General features: G+C 61.2%; 20 protein-coding genes and 1 tRNA gene. 6 read left to right on the top strand and 15 right to left on the bottom strand.

The window, feature by feature from the left end:
• Positions 1 to 4 precede the first annotated feature (4 nt).
• Positions 5 to 1,312, bottom strand: a complete 1,308-nt coding sequence (gene dctA, locus FHW37_RS14215; RefSeq protein ID WP_145637560.1) for a C4-dicarboxylate transporter DctA — start codon at positions 1,310 to 1,312, stop codon at positions 5 to 7.
• A gap of 220 nt (positions 1,313 to 1,532) precedes the next feature.
• Here dctA and FHW37_RS14210 point away from each other — a divergent pair, with 220 nt between their 5' ends.
• The 3 genes from FHW37_RS14210 (at position 1,533) to FHW37_RS14200 (ending at position 3,673) form a co-directional block, all read left to right on the top strand.
• The gene (locus FHW37_RS14210) at positions 1,533 to 2,438 is read left to right on the top strand and encodes a LysR family transcriptional regulator (RefSeq protein WP_145637558.1); all 906 of its coding nucleotides are present in this window, start codon (positions 1,533 to 1,535) and stop codon (positions 2,436 to 2,438) included.
• Between the two features lie 100 nt (positions 2,439 to 2,538).
• Entirely contained in the window at positions 2,539 to 3,123 is a 585-nt protein-coding gene (recX, locus tag FHW37_RS14205) for a recombination regulator RecX (protein ID WP_281407253.1), read from the top strand.
• Positions 3,124 to 3,193: 70 nt separating this feature from the next.
• Complete coding sequence (locus FHW37_RS14200) at positions 3,194 to 3,673, top strand: ribonuclease H family protein (protein WP_145637556.1); 480 nt, start codon at positions 3,194 to 3,196, stop codon at positions 3,671 to 3,673.
• Positions 3,674 to 3,741: 68 nt separating this feature from the next.
• On the opposite strand, the gene FHW37_RS14195 is transcribed toward FHW37_RS14200, so the two are convergent.
• The 5 genes from FHW37_RS14195 to xylF form a co-directional block, all read right to left on the bottom strand.
• The gene (locus FHW37_RS14195; protein ID WP_145637554.1) at positions 3,742 to 4,047 is read right to left on the bottom strand and encodes a hypothetical protein; all 306 of its coding nucleotides are present in this window, start codon (positions 4,045 to 4,047) and stop codon (positions 3,742 to 3,744) included.
• Between the two features lie 188 nt (positions 4,048 to 4,235).
• Positions 4,236 to 4,312 (bottom strand) — tRNA-Arg (locus FHW37_RS14190).
• A 120-nt stretch (positions 4,313 to 4,432) separates the two neighbouring features.
• On the bottom strand, positions 4,433 to 5,218 hold the full coding sequence (locus FHW37_RS14185) for an ATP-binding cassette domain-containing protein (protein WP_145637552.1): 786 nt from the start codon (positions 5,216 to 5,218) through the stop codon (positions 4,433 to 4,435).
• A gap of 17 nt (positions 5,219 to 5,235) precedes the next feature.
• Positions 5,236 to 6,561 (bottom strand): sugar ABC transporter permease, encoded by a 1,326-nt coding sequence (locus FHW37_RS14180; protein WP_145637550.1) that lies wholly within the window; start codon positions 6,559 to 6,561, stop codon positions 5,236 to 5,238.
• A gap of 128 nt (positions 6,562 to 6,689) precedes the next feature.
• The gene (gene xylF, locus FHW37_RS14175; protein WP_145637548.1) at positions 6,690 to 7,730 is read right to left on the bottom strand and encodes a D-xylose ABC transporter substrate-binding protein; all 1,041 of its coding nucleotides are present in this window, start codon (positions 7,728 to 7,730) and stop codon (positions 6,690 to 6,692) included.
• Positions 7,731 to 7,951: 221 nt separating this feature from the next.
• Between xylF and FHW37_RS14170 the strand changes: the two genes are divergently transcribed.
• Both FHW37_RS14170 and FHW37_RS14165 read left to right on the top strand, forming a co-directional pair.
• Positions 7,952 to 9,223 carry an ROK family protein gene (locus FHW37_RS14170; RefSeq protein WP_246690772.1) on the top strand — a complete coding sequence of 424 codons (1,272 nt, stop codon included), beginning with the start codon at positions 7,952 to 7,954 and terminating at the stop codon, positions 9,221 to 9,223.
• Positions 9,224 to 9,227: 4 nt separating this feature from the next.
• Positions 9,228 to 9,437 (top strand): DUF3329 domain-containing protein, encoded by a 210-nt coding sequence (locus FHW37_RS14165; protein ID WP_145637546.1) that lies wholly within the window; start codon positions 9,228 to 9,230, stop codon positions 9,435 to 9,437.
• A gap of 20 nt (positions 9,438 to 9,457) precedes the next feature.
• Here the strand turns inward: FHW37_RS14165 and FHW37_RS14160 are convergent, their stop codons facing one another.
• The 8 genes from FHW37_RS14160 to FHW37_RS14120 all read right to left on the bottom strand — a co-directional run bounded on the left by FHW37_RS14160 (position 9,458) and on the right by FHW37_RS14120 (position 20,007).
• Complete coding sequence (locus FHW37_RS14160) at positions 9,458 to 9,931, bottom strand: hypothetical protein (RefSeq protein WP_145637544.1); 474 nt, start codon at positions 9,929 to 9,931, stop codon at positions 9,458 to 9,460.
• 288 nt (positions 9,932 to 10,219) lie between these two features.
• Positions 10,220 to 11,047 carry a transglutaminase family protein gene (locus FHW37_RS14150; protein WP_145637542.1) on the bottom strand — a complete coding sequence of 276 codons (828 nt, stop codon included), beginning with the start codon at positions 11,045 to 11,047 and terminating at the stop codon, positions 10,220 to 10,222.
• 25 nt (positions 11,048 to 11,072) lie between these two features.
• Positions 11,073 to 12,014 (bottom strand): alpha-E domain-containing protein, encoded by a 942-nt coding sequence (locus FHW37_RS14145; protein WP_145637540.1) that lies wholly within the window; start codon positions 12,012 to 12,014, stop codon positions 11,073 to 11,075.
• A gap of 5 nt (positions 12,015 to 12,019) precedes the next feature.
• Entirely contained in the window at positions 12,020 to 13,429 is a 1,410-nt protein-coding gene (locus FHW37_RS14140) for a circularly permuted type 2 ATP-grasp protein (RefSeq protein WP_145637538.1), read from the bottom strand.
• 429 nt (positions 13,430 to 13,858) lie between these two features.
• The gene (locus FHW37_RS14135; protein ID WP_145637536.1) at positions 13,859 to 15,778 is read right to left on the bottom strand and encodes a HAMP domain-containing methyl-accepting chemotaxis protein; all 1,920 of its coding nucleotides are present in this window, start codon (positions 15,776 to 15,778) and stop codon (positions 13,859 to 13,861) included.
• A gap of 260 nt (positions 15,779 to 16,038) precedes the next feature.
• Positions 16,039 to 17,847 (bottom strand): DEAD/DEAH box helicase, encoded by a 1,809-nt coding sequence (locus FHW37_RS14130; protein WP_145637534.1) that lies wholly within the window; start codon positions 17,845 to 17,847, stop codon positions 16,039 to 16,041.
• 376 nt (positions 17,848 to 18,223) lie between these two features.
• A complete protein-coding gene (locus tag FHW37_RS14125; RefSeq protein WP_145637533.1) occupies positions 18,224 to 18,580 on the bottom strand; it encodes a hypothetical protein in 357 nt (118 codons plus the stop codon).
• 668 nt (positions 18,581 to 19,248) lie between these two features.
• A complete protein-coding gene (locus tag FHW37_RS14120) occupies positions 19,249 to 20,007 on the bottom strand; it encodes an SDR family NAD(P)-dependent oxidoreductase (RefSeq protein WP_145637531.1) in 759 nt (252 codons plus the stop codon).
• Between the two features lie 158 nt (positions 20,008 to 20,165).
• Between FHW37_RS14120 and FHW37_RS14115 the strand changes: the two genes are divergently transcribed.
• A complete protein-coding gene (locus FHW37_RS14115) occupies positions 20,166 to 20,765 on the top strand; it encodes a TetR/AcrR family transcriptional regulator (RefSeq protein WP_145637529.1) in 600 nt (199 codons plus the stop codon).
• A gap of 32 nt (positions 20,766 to 20,797) precedes the next feature.
• Here FHW37_RS14115 and FHW37_RS14110 read toward each other — a convergent pair whose 3' ends face one another.
• The gene (locus FHW37_RS14110) at positions 20,798 to 22,384 is read right to left on the bottom strand and encodes a trimethylamine methyltransferase family protein (protein WP_145637528.1); all 1,587 of its coding nucleotides are present in this window, start codon (positions 22,382 to 22,384) and stop codon (positions 20,798 to 20,800) included.
• Positions 22,385 to 22,524 lie beyond the last annotated feature (140 nt).

Raw genomic sequence — 22,524 nt, 5'->3', positions numbered from 1 at the left:
TTTGTCAGTGTTGGGTCTGGACGGCGGCGGCCGTGATCTCGCGCGGCCGTTCGCCGCGCTGTTCGGCGATGACGGCCTTGACGGTGTTCTGGTCGAGCGCGCCTTCCCATTTGGCGATGGCGATCGTGGCGATGCCGTTGCCGATCAGGTTCACGACGGCGCGGGCCTCGTTCATGAAGCGGTCGACGCCGAGCAGAAGGACGAGGCCGGCAACCGGGATGGCGTGGAAGCTGGACAGCGTCGCGGCAAGCGTGACAAAGCCGGCGCCGGCAACACCCGCCGAACCTTTCGAGGTCAGAAGCAGCACGCCGAGAATGATCAGCTGGCCTTCGAACCCGAGCGGCGTATTGGTGGCCTGGGCAACGAAGACGGCGGCCATGGTCAGATAGATGCAGGTGCCATCGGCATTAAACGTGTAGCCGGTCGGCAGGACGAGGCCGACGACGGAGCGCTTGCAGCCGAGCTTTTCCAGCTTGTCCATCATCCGCGGCAGCACAGCTTCCGACGAGCAGGTGGCCAGCACGATCAGGATCTCATCCTTGAAATACCGGAAGAAATGCATCAGCGGGAAACCCGACCAGCGTGCGACCGCGCCGAGAATGACGACGACGAAGACGATCGAGGTGAGGTAGACGCCGAGCATCAGGTGACCGAGCGCAAACAGCGAACCGACGCCATATTTGCCGATCGTATAGGCGACGCCGGCACCGGCACCGATCGGCGCCAGACGCATTATCATGGCAACGATCTTGAACAGCGCCTGCAGCATCGTATCTAGCACATCGACCAGCGGCGTGGCCTTCGGCCCGAGCTGGACGAGTGCCACGCCCATCAACACGGCGACAAGGATGATCTGCAGCATCGCGCCCTTGGCAAAGGCATCGACGATCGTCGTCGGGATGATGTTCATGAAGAATTCGACGGCGCCGCCCTGGGCCTGGGCCGTCTGCTGATAGGTCGAGATGGCGCTCGCATCGATCTTGCTCGGATCGATATTCATGCCGACGCCGGGCTGCATGATGTTGACGACGACGAGGCCGATCACCAGCGCGATGGTCGACAGTACCTCGAAATAGATCAGCGAGCGCACGCCGATCTTGCCGACTTCCTTGATGTCGCCCATCTTGGCGATGCCGAGCACCACGGTCGCAAAAATGACCGGCGCCAGCAGCATCTTGATGAGCTTGATGAAACCATCCGCCAGCGGCTGCAGCTTCGTTGCGATATCCGGCACGACCAGACCGACAAGAATGCCGATCGCGATGCCGATCAAAACCTGAATGTATAATTGTCCGAGCAGCCGTCGCGCCATGGACCCTTCCTCCCTTGGTTCATGCATCTCTCCCCCAGAGTGCATGCTTTTTTAGGGTTGAAGGCTGACCGGGGTCCAATGCCGATCCGGGCCGTATCAATGCCGTTTCGGCATTGCTCTTTTATTGCTGCACTGCAAAAATACGGAAATGATTTGATCTTTTTCCCGATCTGTCTTTTTCATGGTGCATGAAAGGCATTGCGATGCAGGAGGATTGCCGATGGATACCGCCTGGCTTGCCGACCTTCAGGCGCTGGCCGAGACGCTGAATTTTTCGCGTGCGGCGGAAAAGCGGAACATTACCCAGCCGGCATTCGGGCGGCGCATCAAGTCGCTGGAAGACTGGTGCGGCGCGGAACTGATCGACCGCTCGACCCATCGGCTGAAACTGACGGCGGCCGGCGAAATCATGCTGGCGGCGGCCGGTGACGTCGGTGGTCGGCTGGAGCGGGCGCATCGGGATATCGAGCAGATGCGCAGCGCCAGCTCCACCGTGACCTTCGCCGCCACGCATGCGCTTTCCTTCATCTTTTTCCCGCACTGGATCCAGACGCTCGGGCCAATCGCCTCGACCATGCCGGTCAGGCTGCTCTCCGACAACATGAACGAATGCGAACGGATCATGCTCGAAGGGCGGGCGCAATTCCTGCTCTGCCATTATCACGCAGAAAGCCGGATCCGCCTCGACATGCAGGATTTTCGCCATGTGGAGCTTGCCAGCGACCGGTTGATCCCGGTGAGCGGCCGGGATGCCGAGGGCAGGGCGCTCTACGATATCGAAAACGCCACCGCCGGGGTCGTGCCGCATCTTTGCTTCGAGGAGAAATCCGGCATGGGGCGCATATTGGCCTCCAGCCTTGCGGCCCGGACGCAAGGCCTGCAACTGCAGCCGGTTTTCTCGTCGCATCTGGCGATGGCGCTGAAGGCGCTGGCGATCGAAGGCAAGGGGGTCGCCTGGATCCCCGAAAGCCTTGCGGCCGACGAAATGGGCGATACCGGTCGGTTGGCACGGGCCGGATCGGACGACTGGGCCATCGGCGTGAAAATCGTGCTGATCCGGCCGCGTGGGCGCATGGCGGATATTGCCGAAAGCTTCTGGACGCTGGCGCAGGGGCGGGCGCTTTAAGATGCGGCCGGGGATCGATTGCCGGCGCATCCTGGTTTAAACAAGCCGCAAGTTTGGCCGTGTGCCGCATGCAGAAACGAGACTTGTGCAGGAACCGGATTTGGACGACGACACGCAGATATCGGACAGCTTCCCATCGGATACGCAATCTTCCGACACGCCGACGCCGCGGATGTTTTCCTGGGCGCGTAACTCGACGATCTATCGCGTCGAAAAACGCATGCATACCGAAAAGCAGCTTTTTGACGCGATCGCCCGCAAGGCTCGGCAGAAATTCGAAAATATCAGCGAGGCGCAGGTGAAGGCACTGGCGGAATCCGCCGTGAAATTTGCCTATGATAACAAGGCCCTCGACGACAGCGCCTTTGCCGAGATCAGCACCCGATCCGGCATACGCAGTGGCCGCTCGAAACGGGCAATCGCCCAAAAACTGGCCCAGAAGGGCGTTGCCCGCGACACGGTGGAAACCGCAACCGCCGATGCCGATGATCTTTATGCGGCGGTCGTGCTTGCCCGCAAACGGGCATTCGGACCTTTTCGCAAGGTGGAGCCGGACGAGGCGCGTCGGGCCAAGGAGTTTTCGGCCTTTGCAAGAGGCGGCTTCGGCTTCGAGATCGGCAAGCGGGTTCTGGCGATGTCGATCGAGGAGGCGGAGGAGGTGCTGGATGCGGGGCGGGGAATTTGAGGATGCGACTGCTGCCTAGAGCGATGTCGGGGCAGCGGAGAGGCGCTCGAATCGATGTATAGGTTTTGCCATGCCTGATACGCTTGATATCTTCTCCGACGGATCCTTCGATGCCAAAACCCTCTCTGGAGGCTGGGCTTTCGTGGTGCTCGAAGGCGACCGGCAGGTCTATTCCGCCAGCGGTTTCGATAAAGGTCCGTCGAACAACGCGTTTGAAGTGCTGGCTGCAGTGAAAGCCCTATCCTGGCTCGAAATCCATGCAAACGGGCGAGCCGCCATTCTCCATACGGATTCCAACCATGTGTTTGAAGGATGTGGCCGGTGGAGGAGCATCTGGCGAAACAATGGTTGGAAACGGATCTATCCCAACCCGCGCTCCCGACGGCGACCGATCCCGGATGCGAAGCTGTGGCAGCAACTCGACGCGCTGCTCGAAAACAATCCGCGGGTCGTGGTCGAGCTCTGCAAGGGGCATTCCGGGGTCGAAGGCAATGATCAGGCCGATATTTTGGCACGGGGCGCTGCGCGCATTGGATCCCTTGGTGGCTGACCGATCCTGGCGAACGTAAACTTGACTCCGGGTCGGTCTGATATTCTGACTTAAAATGTTTCGGAGTGTCAGGCCGGAAGAGTGGGCGCGTCCAATTCGCGCTTGATACGATCTTGCAGGGCATCTGCAACAGCCTGGAGGAATTCCTTGCGGCGCGGATCCAATGTCACCTCGGCATCAAGCTGCAGCGGCGCGCGCATCCTTTCCATGAATCCTGCGTGGTCATACTGATCGGAAGCGACGTTGACTTCGACCTCATCCATGAAATGAGCCAGAAGAGGTGCCAGAGCGAGCTTCGCGTCTTTTTGATACTGAATAGCCATTTGCTGAGCGAGCTTGCGCATCTGTATATACGGGCCGAATTCAACGCTCATCCAATTCTCCTCTGAAATTCTTGGTCAGACCCCATAGGTAGGTTGCCATCGCCAACATCCCAGATGGCAGCGAGAAATACCGGATTTTCCGGCAATGCCCGAGACGTTCCGATCGGCTTCGCGCGGCGAGCGTGCGACTTCGGAATGCGGCGGAAATTCAGAAAAAACAACACTGTAGGTGAAATGAATGGCGCACCCGACAGGATTCGAACCTGTGACCTTTGGAATCGGAATCCAACACTCTATCCAGCTGAGCTACGGGTGCATGCCGAAAAGCGATGACTCGCTTCGTCCGATATCGGGTTCTTAACCCAGGTTGCCTGCCGCATCAATCGGCATTTTGCGAAATCGCAGAAGCATTTGATCGGCAGGCTTGATGTTGCCTTCATGCGGACTTCATCGCGCCCGGTCCGGGAACTGCGCCCGGCGGCACCTTGCCGAGGATGATCATGCCGAGCACCTCGTCCTTCGTCACGTCGCCGGTCCTGGCATGGCCGACGACCTTTCCGTTCTTCATCACGAAGACGCGGTCGGCGAGGTCGAAGACATCGTGGATGTCGTGGCTGATCAGAAAAATGCCGATGCCCTCGCGTTTCAGCTGTTTGATCAGGTCTCCGACCTGCGCCGTTTCCTGGGGGCCGAGTGCTGCCGTCGGTTCGTCCATGATCAGGATGCGGGCATCGAACAGAATGGCGCGGGCGATCGCCACCGATTGCCGCTGGCCGCCGGAGAGCGCCTTGACCGGCTCCTTGAAGCGCTTGAAATTCGGGTTCAGCCGGCCCATCACCTCGCGGGTATTGGCCTCCATCGCAACGTCGTCCAGCGTGCCCCATTTGGTCTGCAGCTCGCGGCCGAGATAGAGATTGGCGGCTGCATCGACATTGTCGGCAACGGCGAGTGTCTGATAGATCGTCTCGATTCCGTATTTCTTGGCGTCGCGCGGGTTGCGGATGTCGGCGTCCTCGCCGTTGATCAGGATGTCGCCGGCATCGCGGCGATAGGCGCCCGACAGGATTTTGATCAGCGTCGATTTGCCGGCGCCGTTATGGCCAAGCAGGGCCACGACTTCGCCGGGGAAAAGGTCGATCGAAGCATTCTCGACTGCATGAATGCCGCCGAAGGAGATGGAAATGTTCTTCATTTCCACGAGTGCGGTGGTCTGGTCCGTCACGGTCAAATCTCCTGTTCTTACTTGGATCTGGCGCGATAAACGGTGTCGAGCCAGACGGCCATGACAAGCACGACGCCGACGACGATGCGCTGGAAGGGCGTGTCTATGCCGAGCAGGACCATGCCGGATTGCAGCGACTGCATGACGAGCGCGCCGAGCATGGCGCCGGCAATCGTGCCCATGCCGCCGGAGAGCGAAGTGCCGCCGATCACGGCAGCCGCGATCGTATAAAGTTCGTCGAGCTCGCCTTGGGCATTGGTGGCGGCGTTGAGGCGGGCGGTCGAGATCGCCGCGGCAATGGCGCAGAGCACGCCCATCAGCGCGAAGATTTTCACCGTCACCCAGCGGGTCTTGATACCAGCGAGTTCCGCGGCTTCCGGGTTTCCGCCGATCGCAAAGACGTAGCGGCCAAAGCGCAGGCGGGTGGCGATGAAGGTCATGACGATGCCGACGCCGATCGCCATCAGTACAGGAATGGCTATGCCCTGCGAGATCAGGAGGCCGCCTTCGGGCCAGGGGATGTTGTTCGCCTCCGCATAACGGCGGGCGATGTTGATCGGCCAGTAATAGTCGTTGGCGATCATGACCGCGCCGAGCACGATGAAACAGCCGAGCGCGACCAGCACATATTCGGCCCAGATCGGCCGGCGCGGGAAATGAAAGCGCTTGCGCTGGTGGCGAGCGTTGATGATGGCGGCGATGATCGCGAGGCAGGCGATAATGCCGACGACCCAGCTCCAGGTGGCGCCGATCGAACCTTCCGTGCCGCCGCCCATCAGGCGGAAATTGACGTCCATCGGTGCCACCGTCTGGCCGCTCGTGACGAACCATGTGGCGCCACGCCAGACAAGCAGGCCGCCGAGCGTGACGATGAAGGAGGGGACACCGAGAAAGGCGATGATCATGCCGTGCAACGTGCCGATCAGTCCGCCGACGACAAGACCGCCGGCAAGTGCGATGACCCAGATCGCCGGATGGTCGAAGCCGAGCAGCGACGGCAGGAAACGCGCCTGCAGCACGCCCATCACCATGCCGGTGAAGCCTAGGATGGAGCCGACCGAAAGGTCGATATTGCGGGTGACGATGACGAGCACCATGCCGGTCGCCATGACGGCGACGGAGGCGGTCTGGACCGAAAGATTCCAGAGATTGCGCGGCGTGAGGAAAAGCCCGCCGGTCAGGATGTGGAAACCCACCCAGATGATCAAAAGCGCGCCGACCATGCCGAGCATGCGCGTATCGATCTCGGTGGCGCGGAAAAAGCGGGCGAGGGGATTACCCTCTGCCTTACCGCTCTTGGCCGAAGCTGCGGTATTCGTCGTGGAATGCGCCGTGTCGGCCATAATCTGCCGTTCCCTCTCTGTCGGTACCTTTGCCCTGAACCGGGCGATGGCGCCGTCCTCATGCCGAAACCGACGCCGCGGCGAAACCGCTACGGCGTCGGGATGATTTTGGGATCAGTCCTGCGGCATCACTTGCAGGCAGCGACCGTGCCGGCCTTGACGCCCTGGCAGGCTTCCGCCTTGGAAATCCAGCCGGCGTCGATGACGAGGTTGAGATTGTCCTTGGTGATCGCCTGGGGTTTCAGGAAGACAGACTGCATCTTCTTCTTCTTCGGGCCGCCTTCGAATACCTGCACGCCCTTGATCTCAGTGAGCTTCTTGCCGCCGGCGAGAGAAAGCGCGATTTCGGCGGCGTTCTTGCCGAGCTCTCGCGAATCCTTCCAGACGGAAACCGTCTGGGTGCCGAGGGCGACGCGGTTGAGCGCGGCCTTGTCGGCATCCTGGCCGGAAACCGGAACCGTGCCGGCCATGCCCTGTGCGTCGAGGGCCGCGATCGCGCCGCCGGCCGTGCCGTCATTCGAAGCGACGACCGCATCGACCTTGTTGTTGTTCTTGGTGAGGAACTGCTCCATGTTTTTCTGGGCGTTCTCAGGCTTCCAGCCGTCGGTATAGGCCTCGCCGACATTCTTGATTTTGCCGGCATCGATGGCGGCCTTCAGCACTTCCATCTGGCCCGAAAACAGGAAGTCCGCGTTCGGGTCGGCGGACGAGCCCTTGATGAAGACGTAATTGCCTTCCGGCTTTACCTTGAACACGCCCTGCGCCTGCAGGCGGCCGACTTCCTTGTTGTCGAAGGTGATGTAGAAGGCGTCCGGGTTTTCGATCAGGCGGTCGTAACCGACGACCGGAATGCCTTCGGCGGACGCCTTTTCGATGGCCGGGCCGATCGCGTCACTGTCCTGCGCCAGCACGATCAGAGCATTGGCGCCTTGCGAAATCAGCGATTCGACATCGGTCAGCTGCTTTGCGGCGGACGACTGGGCATCGGCGGAAATATATTTGGCGCCGGCGGCTTCGAGCGCCTTCTTGATGGCGGCCTCATCGGTCTTCCAGCGTTCTTCCTGGAAATTCGACCAGGATACGCCGACGACGGTCTGTGCCGCCATGGCGGCGGAATGCATGGATACGACGATGGCCGCGCCGGCCATCAGCTTGACGAGTGATCTCATATTGTCCTCCCGGGTGACAGCAAACGGGCGCGAATCCTCCACGCTGCCCGCCGCCGGATCGCTGTCGGAAAAGGCGCCTCCCGCTTTTTTCTCGACAGTCGAGAAATTAAATGTCAGAGATTTTTAAGGCTGTCAATCGGCAGTTGAAATGCGGTTTCCGGCCTGTCGAAAATGTGTACAAAGCGGCCGGCAAAGGCATAACAGGGCAGGGATCGGCAGCGATGCTGACAAGGATGGGGCTGGCAAAAACGGGCCCGACACGAACGGGGACCGAACAGCTGCGGCAGCAGAACAGCGCGCTGGTTCTTTCCGCGCTGCGCCGTCAGGGACTGCTTGCCCATACGGAGATAGGAGCCGCCACAGGGCTGGCTTCCGCCACGGTCTCCGCCATCACTGCCGATTTGGAACGGGCGGGGATCATCGAGAAGAGCGAGCAGCCGCCACAGCCGGGCATCGCGTCGGGCCGCGGCCGTCCGCGCGTTCTGTTCGGACAGCGGCGCGATTGCGGTTATGTCATCACCGCCAGCATTTCCTCGGACATGATCCAGTATTCGCTGGTCGATTATGCGGGTACGCTGCTCGACCGGTTTTCGGAGCCGCGAGGGCAGGCGGATGTGCAGGCTTTTGGTCAAGCGATCTCGGCGGCGCTCGAGCGACTGGTAACGCGGTCGCGTATCGAACGGGCCGCCGTGCTTGCCATCTCGATCAGCAGCAAGGGGCTGGTGGATGCGGCCCATCCGGTGCTTTTGTGGTCGCCGGTGCTCGGTGCGGCGGCGGTGGATTTTTCCGATTTGTTGGGTTCCAGCTGGGCGGCCCGGATTATCTTGAGCAATGAGACGTTGCTGGTGGCAGAGGCCCTTCGTGCCCGGCAGGCCAAATCCGGAGAGGTGGTGACGGAGCTTGCGGCTCTTTCCCTCGGCCACAGTATCGGGCTCGGTATTGCCCGACAGTCAGCATCCGGCGAGGCGGAGGTGTTGGCGCCGAATTTCGGGCATATGCTGCATCTGGCGCAGGGCGGTCTTTGTCGCTGCGGTGCGCGGGGCTGTATCGAGGCCTATGCCGGATTTTACGCCATCCTGCGCGCCGCTTTCGAGGTGCCTGACGACACGATCCCGGCCAAATTCGTGCCGGTCGTGGAGATCGACAGGATCGCGCTGCAGGCCCGGCAAGGGCATCGCCGTGCCCAGTTCGCCTTCCGGCAGGCGGGTGTCGCGTTCGGCAACGGGCTGTCGCGGCTGTTCAGCCTGCATGGCCACATGCCGGTTTTTCTCACTGGGCCAGGCACGCGGTATCAGGACCTTCTGCAGGCCGGTCTGGAGGAGGGGCTGTCGCAGTCGCAGACCGTTCGGCTTTCCGGCATGCCGAAGCTGACGGTTGTGGCCGATGAACCCTCCCTGGTGTTCGAAGGACACCAGAACCTTGCTTTTTCGCTCGTGGACAGGGATATCGTTCTGGCGCGGCCAAACCTTGCCGCCGCGGCAGCAGGAGCCTGAAACGATGATCGATCCGAACCACCCGTTTTACGAGCCGCTCTGGCGTCGAATCATGATCCCGGCCGTCTGCTTCGCCTGGGCCATTTTCGAGCTGTTTGCCGGTTCGGGCGTCTGGGCGGCGATTTCCGGTGGGCTTGGCGCCTTTGCAGCCTACAAGCTTTTCATCGAAAAGCGCGATCCGCCGGCAAAGCCGCGCGACGAAGCCCCGGAATAAACGCCGGGCCGGATTTCTGATTATCGCCAGAACAGGTTCTTGATTGCGGTGTCGATCAGGAGGTTGGCGATCTGCATGCGCCGGGTGGCATTATCGCGAAAATCTTCCGGCACGCCATCGGGATGGTTGGCCTTGGCGAACTTGCGGCGTTTTTCGTTGAGCGCCGCTTCCGTCGTCTCCTTGTCGAGCGCCAGTTCTTCGGCGATCTCTTCGGTCGTCAGCCGAAGCAGATGTTTTGGAATAATTGGAGCGGGCGGAGGTTCTGGCGCCGGGGCCGGCTTTTCGGGTTCGAAGGGCTGAATTTCCGGCAGAAAATCGAAATAGGCTTCCGTGTTCGTACCGGCGGTAAACGTTTCGTCGCTGGTTTCTGCCACGAAACCCGTCGCGAGCCCATGGATGCGGAAACCGACGACAGGCTCTTCCTTCTGAGCCTCGTCGCTTTCTTCCTTCAGACGTGTCACGACCGACTGGAAGACCGATTGTCCAAACAGCATGCCTTACCCTCTTGTCTGGGGCGGCAATGGATCATGCCGAGATGGTGCAAGGCTTGCGGAGTGGTGTGCTCTTCCCTTGAAGCGACTAAAGGCAAACGAGCTTCGGGGGCTGCGCAATGGCTGAGGATGAGAACAAGACCATCGAGACCATCATTGGAGCGATGGAGGGCTCAGTGCTTCGCTTCGATGATCCCTTTTCACCGGCTTGCGATCCGGAGGATTGGCACGCCGTCAGGGGGATTTTGCTCCTCCCCTATGATGATGCCAATCCTGAGGTTGGAGATGCGCCTAAGACTGACTCTGCGTCTGGCTCTGCCCGCCACTCGGTTCCACCGTCAGCGAAACCTTGAGGTTTTCTCCTGCGGAGCCGATGCGCATGCCCGAGACGGGGGCGCAGTCGCGGTAGCAGAGGCCGGACGCAACACGGACATAACGGTCGTCGGGGCAGACCTTGTTGGCGGCGTCGAAGCCGACCCAGCCGAGGCCGGGAATATGGGCTTCGGCCCAGGCATGTGCCGCCACCTGTTCGGTCTCGCCGTCCATCAGCAGGTAACCGGAGATGTAGCGGGCCGGGATGCCGATCAGTCGCGCTGCCGAGATGAAGATATGGGCGTGGTCCTGGCAGACGCCGTTCTGGGCCGCCAGCGCTTCCTCGGCCATGGTTTCGGTCGTTGTCGTGCCGGGCGTGTAGGCAACTGTCTCGTTGATCGCCTCCATCAGCGCATGCATTTTTGCAAGCTCGCTGTCGCCCTTCAGGCTTTTGGCAAGTTCCTTGATCAGCTTGCCGGCTTTTGTCCGCGGCGTTTCACGCAGGAAAAGCCAGAGAGGACAAAAGCCCTGATGCGGGCCGAAAACACCGGCCTTGTCGAAAGTCTCAACTTCGCCCGACGCGGTGATGCGGATCAGGTGTTCGGTGCCTTCCGCCGAGACAAGCTCGACACGGTTGCCGAACTGGTCGGCGTAACCCGCCTCGACCTTGGCGCCGTCGACCTCGACCTTCCAGTCCAGGACTTTCTGCATCGGGCCGTCGGTCGGCGTCAGCCGCAGGCGCTGCAGCGAATAAGGGACCGGCTCGTCGTAACGATATTCGGTGGTATGCGAGATTTTCAGCCGCATGGCTTCATCCTTGCTGCAGGCAGTCCTACTGGTTAAAGCGGTAGCCGTCGGAGATTTCGGCGCTCAACTGGTTGTTGCGGCCGACAAAATCCTCGATGAACTCATGCAGCCCCTGTTCCATGATGTCGGTCATCGAACCGCGGGTGAGCATCGCTTTGATCGAATGGGCCGTGTCATGGGCCTTGTGCCGCTCGCCGTAGTCGGCTTCCAGATAGCCGAGATTGCTGACGATCTTGGCGTAGCAATAGGCGAGCGAACGCGGCATGCGACCGTTGAGGATCAGGAAGTCGGCAATGTTGGCGGCCTGGTATTCGCCATCATAGACCCAGCCATAGGACCGGTGCGCCGAGACCGAACGCAGGATCGATTCCCACTGGAAATTGTCGAGCGCGCCACCGACCTGGCTGATCGAGGGCAGGAGCACGTAATATTTCACGTCGAGAATGCGGCTCGTATTGTCGGCGCGCTCGATAAAGGTTCCGATGCGCGAGAAATTGTAGATCTCGTTTCGCAGCATCGAGCCGTGGAAGGCGCCGCGGATCAGGCCGCAGCGGTTCTTGATGACGTCGATCAGCTCCGGCATGTCGGTCGGCTTCAGTTTTTTGGAAAGCCGTGCTTTGAGGTCGATCCAGGCTTCGTTGGTCGCTTCCCAGGTCTCGCGGGTGAGCGCCGTGCGCACCATGCGGGCATTATTGCGGCCAGCGTCGATGCAGGACATGACGCTCGACAGGTTGGACCGGTCACTCAGGAGATAGTCGATCGCGTTGGCGGCCGTCAGCTCCGCGTGCACCTCGGAATAGGCCTCGCGGACGCCGGCGCTCTGCAGCACGCCATCCCAGTCTTCATCGCTTGATCCAGCGCGGGTCAGGGACACGCGCAGACCTGCATCAACGAGGCGCGCGATGTTTTCAGCACGCTCGATATAGCGGAACATCCAATACAAACCGTTTGCGGTTCTTCCCAACATTCGCGTCAGTCCTCCAGAACCCAGGTATCTTTGGTGCCGCCGCCCTGGCTGGAATTGACCACCAGCGAGCCCTGCTTCAGCGCCACGCGGGTCAGCCCGCCGGGAATGATATTGACCTTGTCGGAGACAAGCACATAGGGGCGCAGGTCGACGTGACGTGGCGCGATGCCCTTGTTGACGAAGATCGGTACGGTGGAGAGCGCCAGCGTCGGCTGGGCGATGTAATTGCCGGGCTTTGCGGCCAGTTTTGCCGCGAAGTCGGAACATTCCTTCTTCGTCGCGGTCGGGCCGACCAGCATGCCGTAGCCGCCGGAGCCGTGCACTTCCTTGATCACCAGTTCCTCGATGTGTTCCAGCACGTATTTGAGGCTGTCCGGCTCGGAACAGCGCCAGGTCGGCACGTTTTCGAGCAGAGCCTTGCGGCCGGTATAGAATTCGACGATTTCGGGCATGTAGGAATAGATTGCCTTGTCGTCGGAAATGCCGGTGCCGGGGGCGTTGGCGATGGTGATATTGCCGGCACGGTAGACGTCCATGATGCCCGGCACGCCGAGCGCCGAATCGGCGCGGAAGGTGAGGGGGTCGAGGAAGTCGTCATCGACGCGGCGATAGAGGACGTCGATCGCCTCGTAGCCGCGCGTCGTGCGCATCTTTACCCGGCCGTCGATGACGCGAAGGTCCGAACCTTCGACAAGCTCGACGCCCATCTGGTCGGCGAGGAAGGAATGTTCGTAATAGGCTGAATTGTAGATGCCGGGGGTGAGTACCGCGACGCGCGGGCGGCCGGTGCAGCCGGGAGGCGCGCAGGCGGCAAGCGACTGGCGCAGAAGCCGCGGATAGTCCTCGACGCGCTTCACCTTGTTCTGGGCAAAGAGCTCGGGGAACATCTGCATCATCGTCTCGCGGTTCTCCAGCATGTAGGAGACGCCGGAAGGCGTGCGGGCATTGTCTTCCAGCACGTAGAACTGGTCTTCGCCGGTGCGCACGATGTCGGTGCCGACGATATGGGTATAGACGCCGCCCGGCGGCTTGAAGCCGATCATTTCGGGCAGGAAGGCGACGTTCTTCTCGATCAGCTCACGCGGAATGCGGCCGGCCTTGATGATTTCCTGCTTGTGGTAGATGTCGTCGAGAAAGGCATTGATCGCCAGAACCCGCTGCTCGATGCCTTGTGCGAGCTTGCGCCATTCGCGGGCGGCAATGATGCGCGGGATGATGTCGAAGGGGATCAGTTTTTCGGAACTGTCGGCGTGACCGTAAACGGCGAAGGTGATGCCGGTCTTTCGAAAGATGTTTTCCGCGTCCTGAGTCTTGCGGATCAGGTGGGCGGTGTCCTGACTGGCGTACCACTCATGGTAGGTCTTGTAGGGCGGGCGCGGAAGATCCTCCGCAGTCAACATTTCATCAAATGCCAAAGATGAATTCCCCTCGTTTTTTGACCATAAGAGTACAATGCGATTGGCAATGCAAGAACCATGCGCAGTTCCGGAGCCCGTTCTCGAAATCTTTTGTATTGCGCAAAAGAGCCGCAGAACGGACCATTATAAAGCAAGTGGATCGCTGGTTTTCGAAGTCAATCAAACCGGGTGGATGAAAACTTATGCAAATGATCATCCGTTGCGCGGAGCATGCTGAAAAGGGTCGCAGGCTGCTCGCGAATGCTGCGACAAATTGTGGTCTGCGGCGCGCGGTTGAGCTTTCATATCTGGCGTGTTGATCGCTCGCGACTATTCATTTTTTGCCTGAAAAAACAGAAAAGGGCCGTCTGACGGCCCTTTCCATTTCATGTCCCTCTTGCCGTGCCCCGGCCCATGTCCTGTGAGCAGACGGCCTGAGATAGGGTCTCAGAACTCCGACCATTCCTGTTCTGCAGCGGCAGCCGTTGCCTTGCCACCCAGTGCCGATGCCAGGCGGGTCCGGATGCTGCGGGCGGGCGAGGCGATGGCGGGGGACGATGCCGTTGCCGGCCGGATGTTGTTGCCTTTTTCGTCCAGCTTGAACTGGGCCAGAAGCTGCATCAGGGCGCCGGCCTGCTGGGCAAGGCTGTGGCTTGCCGCGTTGGTCTGCTCGACCATGGCGGCATTGCGCTGGGTGCCCTGATCCATCTGATTGACGGCCGTATTGATCTCGTGCAGCCCGGTCGACTGTTCGCGCGACGAAATGACGATCGAGCCGACATTGGCGTTTATCTTCTGGACGTCGGCGGCGATGGCGGAAAGCGCGTTGCCGGTCTCACCGACGAGATCCACACCGTCACGGACCTTGTCGCCGGAGCTCTTGACCAGGGCCTTGATCTCGAGCGCGGCCTTGGCCGAACGCTGTGCCAGTTCGCGCACTTCCTGGGCGACGACGGCAAAGCCCTTGCCGGCTTCACCAGCGCGCGCCGCCTCGACGCCGGCGTTCAGCGCCAGCAGGTTGGTCTGGAAGGCGATGTCGTCGATGACGCCGATAATGTTGCCGATCTCGCTCGACGATGCCTCAATCGCCTCCATGGCGGTCACGGCCTGGCGGACGATATCGCCCGATTTTTCGGCGCTGACATGGGTCTGTTCGACAAGCTTGCCGGCTTCACTGGCGCGGATGGCGGAATCCTTGACGGCGGTGGTGACTTCCTCCAATGCCGCTGCCGTTTCTTCAACGGAAGAGGCCTGCTGTTCGGTGCGCTTGGCGAGATCGTGGGCAGCCGAGCGGATTTCGTTGGCGCCGGCATCGATGAGGCGGGCATTTTCGCCGACATCGCGGAGGGCGCCGTTCAGCTTGGTCAGCGAGTCGTTGAAGTTGACGCGCAACTGGTCCAGCTGGTCGGCAAACGGCTGGGCGAGCCTGAATGTCATGTCGCCATCCGAAAGCTTTTGCAGGCCGAGGCCGAGATTGTCGACGGCAAAGGCCACGTCGGCGGCTTCGCGCGCCTTCTGCTCTTCGCGGGCGATGCGCTCCTTTTCACTCATCGAACGGTTGGCTTCGGTTTCCTGCTCCAGCCGCTCGCGCTCCAGGGCGTTGGTCCGGAAAACTGCCACGGCTTCCGCCATCTCGCCGATTTCATCATGGCGGTCGGCGTAGGGGATCTCGACCCGGTTATTGCCGGAGGCCAGCACATTCATCGCGCCGGTAATGCGCGAGATCGGTCGCGTGACCCGCACGATGCTCATGAAGGCTGCGCCGGCGGCAATCGCCACGGAAACCAGAATGCCGATGACCGTTGCCGTGACCGCTGCGGAGGCCGCTTTGCTTGCGCGGCTGCGATCCTCGACACCTCGTGCGGTATTGTCGCTGACCAGTTCGTCAAGGGTCAGGCCGACCTGCGTTCCCTTCTTCGTCATGGCTGCTGTCAGGGTCTTGGCCTCGGCCATATTGCCGGCCTCAACTGCCTTGACGAAGTTGGCACCCAGACCGTCGAATTCGCTAATGGCGGTGCGCAATCCGGCAAATTTCTCCTTGGCAGCGGCAATCGTCATGCTCGCGCCATACTGCTCAAGGGCGGTGTCGCGCGTCTGGGTCTTTTTCTGGATCTGCTCCAGCTGGCTCTGCCGCTCGCTGGCGGTGTCGGCCGCGAGCATGATCAGGTAATAACGACGGATATCGCCCATCAGTCCGTCGAGCGAGGAGATCGTCAGCGAACGCTCCATCCGGCGGGCAATATTGCCGCTCTCGGATTCGAGCTGGGATACGTATCGAAGTCCCAATCCGCCCTGGAGAATGATCAATAAAACTGTGAGGCCGAACAAAGCCGGCAGAATGACGCTTATCTTTGCTGATTTAAACATGGCTGCTTCCGACGTGATCGAAGATTAATCGTGCGGAAACAAATACGAGTTTCGAGCTTAATTTATTTTTTATGCAATATTAAATTATTTTTTAAACACGGAGCGCAATTCAAGATGCTTTCGTGAAAAGAATTTCAGGTGGATATATTGTGATTCACTATCGAATTTCGATGCCGATCGCCTAACCCGCTGCTGAAGACAAAAAAGCCTCCCGGGTGGTTTTCCCGGGAGGCTTTTGTTTTTGGGCGGCCGATCAGGCCTTATGCGGAAGCCGGGCGGCGCTTGCGGCCTTCGTGGCCACCGCCGCGGTTCTCGTTGCGGCTGTCATTGCCGAAACGAACCGGGCCGCGGTTTTCGCTCTGCGGTGCATGGCGGTTCTGGCCATTGTTGCCAGCGTTCTTGGGGCCGTTGTTATGGGCCTTGCGCTGGGCTTCCGGCTCATGCGCGCCGTGGGCCGCATGTTCGCGATTGCCGCCATTGCCGTTGCCATTGCCCTGGCCAGCCTTGCGCTGCGGCCGCGGGCCGCCCTGCGGACCGAACTGCTTCTTGGCGGGACGGAAATCCGTGGTCGAGCCGGCGAGATCGTTATCGCCTTCCGAACGCGGCATTTCTTCGCCACGACGCTGGCCGCGGAAATCCTCGTTGCGACGGTTGTCGCGCTTCGGACGGTCACCGTGGGGACGATCGCCATGCGGGCGATCACCCTGGGGGCGGCCGCCGTTCGGACGATCGCCATTGGCGCGGGCCGGACGGGCAGGGCGTTCTGCGCGGGCACCGCCTTCGGCGCCTTCACCTTCGAAGAAGGGCTTGCGGGCCGGGCGGGCACGACGCTCGGGACGGCCTTCGCCGCCGGAGCGCTCGCCACCATTGCCGCGACCGCGCGACTGGCCGTTGCCGCCGCGCTTGCTGCCGGGGCGGGCCGGACGGTTCAGGGCTTCCGGACGTTCGCCCGAAGCCGTGGTAATCTCGATATTCATCAGCTTTTCGATATCGCGCAGCAGGCCGGTTTCATCCGGCGCGCAGAAGGCGATCGCGATCCCGTCGCGACCGGCGCGGGCGGTACGGCCGATACGGTGAACGTAGGCGTCCGGCACTTCCGGCAGGTCGTAGTTGAAGACGTGGCTGACGCCCGGGATGTCGATGCCGCGGGCAGCGACGTCGGTGGCGACGAGAACGCGGATCTCGTTGTCACGGAAAGCCTTGAGCGCGCGCTCACGCTGGCCCTGGCTCTTGTTGCCGTGGATCGAGGCAACCTTGAAGCCGATATGCTCGAGATGCTTGGAGAGCTTTTCCGCGGTGTGCTTGGTGCGCATGAAAACCATGGCGCGGCCTTCCGGGTTCTCTTCCAGCGACTTCTTCAGAAGCTCGGTCTTGTCGTTCTTGCCGGCGACGAAATGGACATACTGCTCGACCTTGTCGGCAGCCTTGCCCGGAGGCGTCACGGAGACGTGGACCGGATCCTTGAGGAAGTCTGCGGCCAGATCGGCGATCGCCTTCGGCATGGTGGCCGAGAAGAGCAGGGTCTGGCGCTTGGCCGGAACCATCTTGGAAATCTTGCGCAGATCATGGATGAAGCCGAGGTCGAGCATCTGGTCGGCTTCGTCGAGGACCAGGTAACGTACGGTGGTGAGGCCGATCGCGCGGCGGGCAACAAGGTCAAGCAGGCGGCCGGGGGTGGCGACGAGAATGTCGGTGCCCTTTTCCAGCATCTGCTGCTGCTTGTTGATCGAGGCACCGCCGACGACGGCGTTGATCTTCAGCGGCGTGTTGCGGACATAGGCCTTGAGGTTGACGGCGATCTGGTTGACCAGTTCGCGCGTCGGCGCCAGGATCAGCGTACGAGCTGTCCGGTTGTCGGGGCGCTTCTGCTCCTTGATGAGCATTTCAATGAGGGGGAGACCGAAGGCGGCAGTCTTGCCGGTGCCGGTCTGGGCGAGGCCGATCATGTCGCGGCCTTCGAGAAGCTTGGGAATGGCCTGTTCCTGGATCGGAGTAGGCGTCTCGTAGCCGAGTGCAAAAAGAGCGGCGACGAGCTGCTTGGTCAGGCCAAGCTCCTGGAAATTCGTCAAGTCGAATACCTTTCGGGGCGCCAAAAGCGTACGCGCCGAAACGGCCCCATGCCGTTCGGTCTGCCTTTGGCGTCAAGAACCCCGCGTGAAGTGGGAACTTGCAAGTTGGAAAAAACTTTCCAGCGCTTAAACCCTGATGGTCAGGGCGATCTATCTGTGCGCCTTGTTCCTTCTTCGCGCATATCTTGGACGCGGGGCCAGCTCACGCGGCGGCCGGAAGGTGAAAGCTTGAGCGGCATTTGGTGCTTTTGCGCCAAAAAGTCAAGGAAATCTTTCGCAGGTGCAAAATGTCGCCAGCCTGTCGGGCCAGCTGAGTGCCTTGAATAGCATGGCCCGCTCCTTGTCGAAGCGGGCCATCATTGTCATGGAAATCGGTTCAGTAGCCGGGGCAGACGCGGACTCGATAGCCTTCGCCCCATTCGTTGCGCGCCCATTCATAATGGCAGGACGGCGCAGGGTAATAGGCCGGGCGGTAATAGACCGGCGGCGGGGGCGGAGGCGGCGCATAGGCGTAGCCGGGGGCATAGGCCGGTGCGGCATAGACCGGCTGGGTCGCGCCGGCGATGATCGCGCCGCCGATAATGCCGCCGGCCAGACCGGCTGCTACACCCGGCCAGACATTGTTGTGACGATAATAGTCGCGCGCTTCGGCGGCCGGAGCGGTTGCGGCAAGTGCGCCGCCAAGCGTCAGAGCGACAAGGCCCGCAGAGACAGTTCTTTGCATTACGGACATGAGTTTGTTCCTTTCCCTTTTTCGTCAGGGTACGGCCCCTTTTCTTCAAGGTACGGGATGAAGGATCATGCCGGATCTGGGCGGTTTCAAGGTGTTTTTTGAAGAGTAGTCTGAACGTCCGTTCAGGCTCGTCCATCCGCAAGTTGCCTTTTGCCAAGGGGCGGCAACTGCTGCTGCGCATTGTGGCTAAAAGCCGGCAAAATCGCGGCGGATCGAAGAATGGCCGATTTTCGATCGCGGCGAATCTGCATCGGCATGCCGAGCTGCGGGACAGGCCAGGCGTGAGCGTTTCAGGCGCGGCTTGGGATCAGCCTATCGAAGGAATGAACCCGCCGCCGAGCAGGCTTCAAGCCTCTCGCGCCCGGAATCGCTCAGGGGTAAATGTAGATCAATAGCCCGGCACCGGCGACCCAGAGGCTCAAAACTGCAGTGCCGCTCAGAATGAAATACTTCATGCCTGTAAAGCGCCCCCCGACGCAAGACGTTGCGGCTGTTGCGTGATGGGGTTATCGCGCAACAGCCGGAGCCAACCAACAGGAAGGTCGGTATGTGGATGATACGCATCGCGCGTCACCGCACCGTCACTCGGGAAGGGGATGGGCAGACGATCGCAAATTTCCTGTTTCGGGGGCCGATGAGGGCGCCCCAAAGGACGCCCGCAGGCAAGGTCAGATTGCGATCCCGCCGGCCACGTCGATGACGCTGCCGGTGATGTAACCGCCATTCGGGCCTGCGAGATGGCAGACGAGGGCGGCCACTTCCTCCAGCGTCGCGATCCGGCGGATCGGGTGCAGGTCAAGCAGTGCTGCGGGGATTTCGTCACCCAGGACGGCCGTTGCCATATCGGTCGGCATGACGCCCGGCTGGACCACATTGGCGGTGATATTGCGGCCGCCAAGGTCGCGCGCGACACCCTTTGCATAACCGATCAGCGCCGCCTTGCTGCCGGCATAATCGGCAGTGCCGGCGAAGGGAACGTGTGTCCCGAGCGCCGAGCCGATGAAGAGGATGCGGCCGCCATCGGAGAGAACAGGTGCAGCCGCGCGCGTCGTTGCGACCGCGCCCATGACATTGATCTGCCATTGGCGATCGAGGTTGACCGTGTCGAGGGCGGGATCATCGACCGTCTTGCCCTGTACCGCGATCGCGGCATTGTTGACGAGGATGTCGAGCTTGCCGAAATGGGCGATGACCTTCTCCACAAGCGGCTTTGCTGCTGCCATATCGGCCTGGTCGCTTTTGATCGCGAGCGCCCGAACGCCCTTCGCCTTCAACTTTTCGACGACGGCTTCGGCCTTTTCCGCAGAAGCGACATAGCTGATCGCGATGTCTGCACCGAGATCGGCAAGTGCTTCTGCCGTAGCTGCGCCAAGGCCGCGCGAGCCGCCTGTCACCAGGGCGACCTTGCCCTTCAAGAGGTTCGACATGGACTGTCCTTTCCACACTGTTTGAGCCACCGGTTTCCTGTCGGCGGCAGTGATGATTTTTACGTAACGACTGTTACGATAACGATCGTTATGAAATGTGGACATCGACTGTCAAGTGGTTTAATAACGACCGTTATGAAAACCTCGGGATTGTTCTGATGGGACGCCATCGCGAATTCGACGTCGATAAAGCGCTGGATGCGGCGCTCTGTGTCTTCTGGCGCAAGGGCTATGAGGGCGCGTCCTATGCCGACCTGACGGAGGCGGCCGGGGTGGAGAGACCTGCGCTCTATTCTGCCTTCGGCAACAAGGAAGCGCTCTTCCGGCTGGCGCTGCAGCGTTATTATGAGCGTTATCTCGATTATATTCCGGTGGCGCTCAAGCTGCCGACCTCACGGGAGGTCGTGGCGCATATCTTTTCCAATGCGATCGATCTCAATACCCGCTACCCCGAACACACCGGATGTCTCGGCATCAATGGTGTGCTTGCGGGGTCCGATGAGGCTGAGCCGGTGCGTCAGGCGCTGATCGAAGCGCGGGCGGCCGGTGGGGAGCTGCTTCGCGAACGTTTCGAAAAAGCGAAGGCGGAGGGCGATCTGCCGGAGACTGCAGATCCGCAGGTGCTGTCGTCCTTCGTGCTCGTCATCCTCCACGGCATGGCCGTGCAGGCCAAGGCCGGGTTCGGCCGCGAGGCGCTGAATGCGGTTGCCGAGCAGGCACTATCGACCTGGCCCTCCGGCCGTGCCGATGCGCGGTAAGTGATTGCGGGGCGAGGGGGCTCGCCGCCGGTTCAGAAATCCGTCGGCACGCCGCCTTCGGCCTTGCGCCTCGCGACGAAGGCATCGAGCTCTTCTTCGATCGCCGGATCAAGGGCCGGCTGCTGATAGGCGGCAAGCGCTTCCTTGTAGACGCGGTTGGCATGATCGTAGGTGGTCGGCCGGCCGGCTTCTGTCCATGTCTCGAAATTGCGCCAGTCCGACAGGATTGGCGAATAGAAGGCGTTTTCGTAGCGGGCGAGTGTGTGGGCGGTGCCAAAGTAATGGCCGCCGGGGCCGACTTCGCGGACGGCGTCCAGAGCCAGCGCATCGGTGCTGACATCGAGCGGAGTCAGGAATTCGGCGACCATCTGCAGCATGTCGACGTCGAGGATGAATTTTTCGAACGAGGCCGTCAGGCCGCCTTCCGTCCAGCCGGCGGAATGCAGGATGAAATTGCCGCCGCCCTGCGTCAGCGCCCAGAGCGACATGGCGCTTTCATAGGCGGACTGCGCATCGAGCGTATTGGCGGCATTGGTATTCGACGTGCGGTAGGGAATGCCGTAGCGGCGGGCCAGCTGGCCGCCGGCCATGACCGCCTTCATATATTCCGGCGTGCCGAAGGCCGGCGCGCCGGTCTTCATGTCGACATTCGAGGTGAAGCCGCCATACATGACCGGCGCGCCTTTCTTCACCATCTGGGTAAAGGCGATGCCGGCCAGCGCCTCGGCATTCTGCTGCACGAGGGCGCCGGCGATCGTCACCGGCGCCATGGCACCGGCCAGCGTGAAGGGCGTCATGATGACGACCTGTCCGCGCGACGACATTTCGATAATGCCTTGCATCATGGGTCCGTCGAGGCGGAGCGGCGAAGACGAGTTGATGACGGTGAAGAGCGAGGGCTCCTTTTCCATCTGTTCCATGGAAATGCCGCGGCCGATGCGGGCGATCTCAAGCCCGTCGAGATTGCGTTGCTGGCCGAGCGAATAGCAGTGAAACACCTTGTCGGTCAGCTTTACCAGATCCGACAGGCAGTCGAGATGGCGCACCGAAGCGTGGATATCGATCGGCTCGACCGGGTAGCCGCCGGTCGTGTGGATGATGTCGTAATGCTGGGCGAGCTTGATCAGCTTGCGATAGTCTTCCTGATTGCCGGCGCGACGACCGCCTTCGCGGTCGGCGACGAAAGGCGCGGATGCGACCTGCGCAAAGACGAGATTGTTGCCGCCGATCTCGACATTGCGGGCCGGATTGCGGGCGTGCATCGTGAAGGACTTCGGGGCGAAGGCGATCATTTCCTCGATCAGGCCGCGGTCGAAGCGCACCCGTTCCGAGCCCGGCGTGACATGGGCACCGGCCGCCTTCATCCGATCCCGCGCTTCCGGCAGAATGACGTCGATGCCGATTTCTTCCAGCACCGTCATCGAAGCGGCATGGATATCGTCCAGCGTTTCGGGAGTGAGGATTTCCGTGCGGGCGATATTGTTGACGAGGTTGCGGTATTTGGCCGTGCCGGAGCCTGTGCGCTGGCGCATGCCGCCGCGTCCACCCGAGCGTCTGGCCCGCTCCGGGGCGGCGGGCGTTTCGGTTTCCGGCAATGTCGGTGTCGTAATCTCGCTCATGATTGTCCTGCCCGCGTCGTCTTTGCGCGAATGTGTCAGAGACGGAGCCGGTTTCGATCCGCCATTTGCGACCAGCTGCCGCCTTTCCTAGGACAGTGCAGATTTTCGGCAGCGCAGATCTGCTCTGCACCTTCAGCGAG

It is taken from the genome of Neorhizobium alkalisoli, assembly GCF_007829835.1.
In the GTDB taxonomy this organism is placed as follows: Bacteria; Pseudomonadota; Alphaproteobacteria; order Rhizobiales; family Rhizobiaceae; genus Neorhizobium.
The sequence above is the reverse complement of the archived record's forward strand: the minus strand, read 5'-3'. Positions and strand labels throughout refer to the sequence as shown.

What these genes read in the sequence shown, in the direction of transcription:
- FHW37_RS14210 (WP_145637558.1), top strand. Translation starts at nt 1,533, where the DNA reads ATGGATACCGCCTGGCTTGCCGACCTTCAGGCGCTGGCCGAGACGCTG.
- FHW37_RS14125 (WP_145637533.1), bottom strand. Translation starts at nt 18,580, where the DNA reads ATGTCCGTAATGCAAAGAACTGTCTCTGCGGGCCTTGTCGCTCTGACG.
- FHW37_RS14120 (WP_145637531.1), bottom strand. Translation starts at nt 20,007, where the DNA reads ATGTCGAACCTCTTGAAGGGCAAGGTCGCCCTGGTGACAGGCGGCTCG.
- FHW37_RS14110 (WP_145637528.1), bottom strand. Translation starts at nt 22,384, where the DNA reads ATGAGCGAGATTACGACACCGACATTGCCGGAAACCGAAACGCCCGCC.
- dctA (WP_145637560.1), bottom strand. Translation starts at nt 1,312, where the DNA reads ATGGCGCGACGGCTGCTCGGACAATTATACATTCAGGTTTTGATCGGC.
- xylF (WP_145637548.1), bottom strand. Translation starts at nt 7,730, where the DNA reads ATGAGATCACTCGTCAAGCTGATGGCCGGCGCGGCCATCGTCGTATCC.
- FHW37_RS14160 (WP_145637544.1), bottom strand. Translation starts at nt 9,931, where the DNA reads ATGCTGTTTGGACAATCGGTCTTCCAGTCGGTCGTGACACGTCTGAAG.
- FHW37_RS14145 (WP_145637540.1), bottom strand. Translation starts at nt 12,014, where the DNA reads ATGTTGGGAAGAACCGCAAACGGTTTGTATTGGATGTTCCGCTATATC.
- FHW37_RS14180 (WP_145637550.1), bottom strand. Translation starts at nt 6,561, where the DNA reads ATGGCCGACACGGCGCATTCCACGACGAATACCGCAGCTTCGGCCAAG.
- FHW37_RS14195 (WP_145637554.1), bottom strand. Translation starts at nt 4,047, where the DNA reads ATGAGCGTTGAATTCGGCCCGTATATACAGATGCGCAAGCTCGCTCAG.
- FHW37_RS14200 (WP_145637556.1), top strand. Translation starts at nt 3,194, where the DNA reads ATGCCTGATACGCTTGATATCTTCTCCGACGGATCCTTCGATGCCAAA.
- FHW37_RS14170 (WP_246690772.1), top strand. Translation starts at nt 7,952, where the DNA reads ATGCTGACAAGGATGGGGCTGGCAAAAACGGGCCCGACACGAACGGGG.
- FHW37_RS14115 (WP_145637529.1), top strand. Translation starts at nt 20,166, where the DNA reads ATGGGACGCCATCGCGAATTCGACGTCGATAAAGCGCTGGATGCGGCG.
- FHW37_RS14150 (WP_145637542.1), bottom strand. Translation starts at nt 11,047, where the DNA reads ATGCGGCTGAAAATCTCGCATACCACCGAATATCGTTACGACGAGCCG.
- FHW37_RS14165 (WP_145637546.1), top strand. Translation starts at nt 9,228, where the DNA reads ATGATCGATCCGAACCACCCGTTTTACGAGCCGCTCTGGCGTCGAATC.
- FHW37_RS14135 (WP_145637536.1), bottom strand. Translation starts at nt 15,778, where the DNA reads ATGTTTAAATCAGCAAAGATAAGCGTCATTCTGCCGGCTTTGTTCGGC.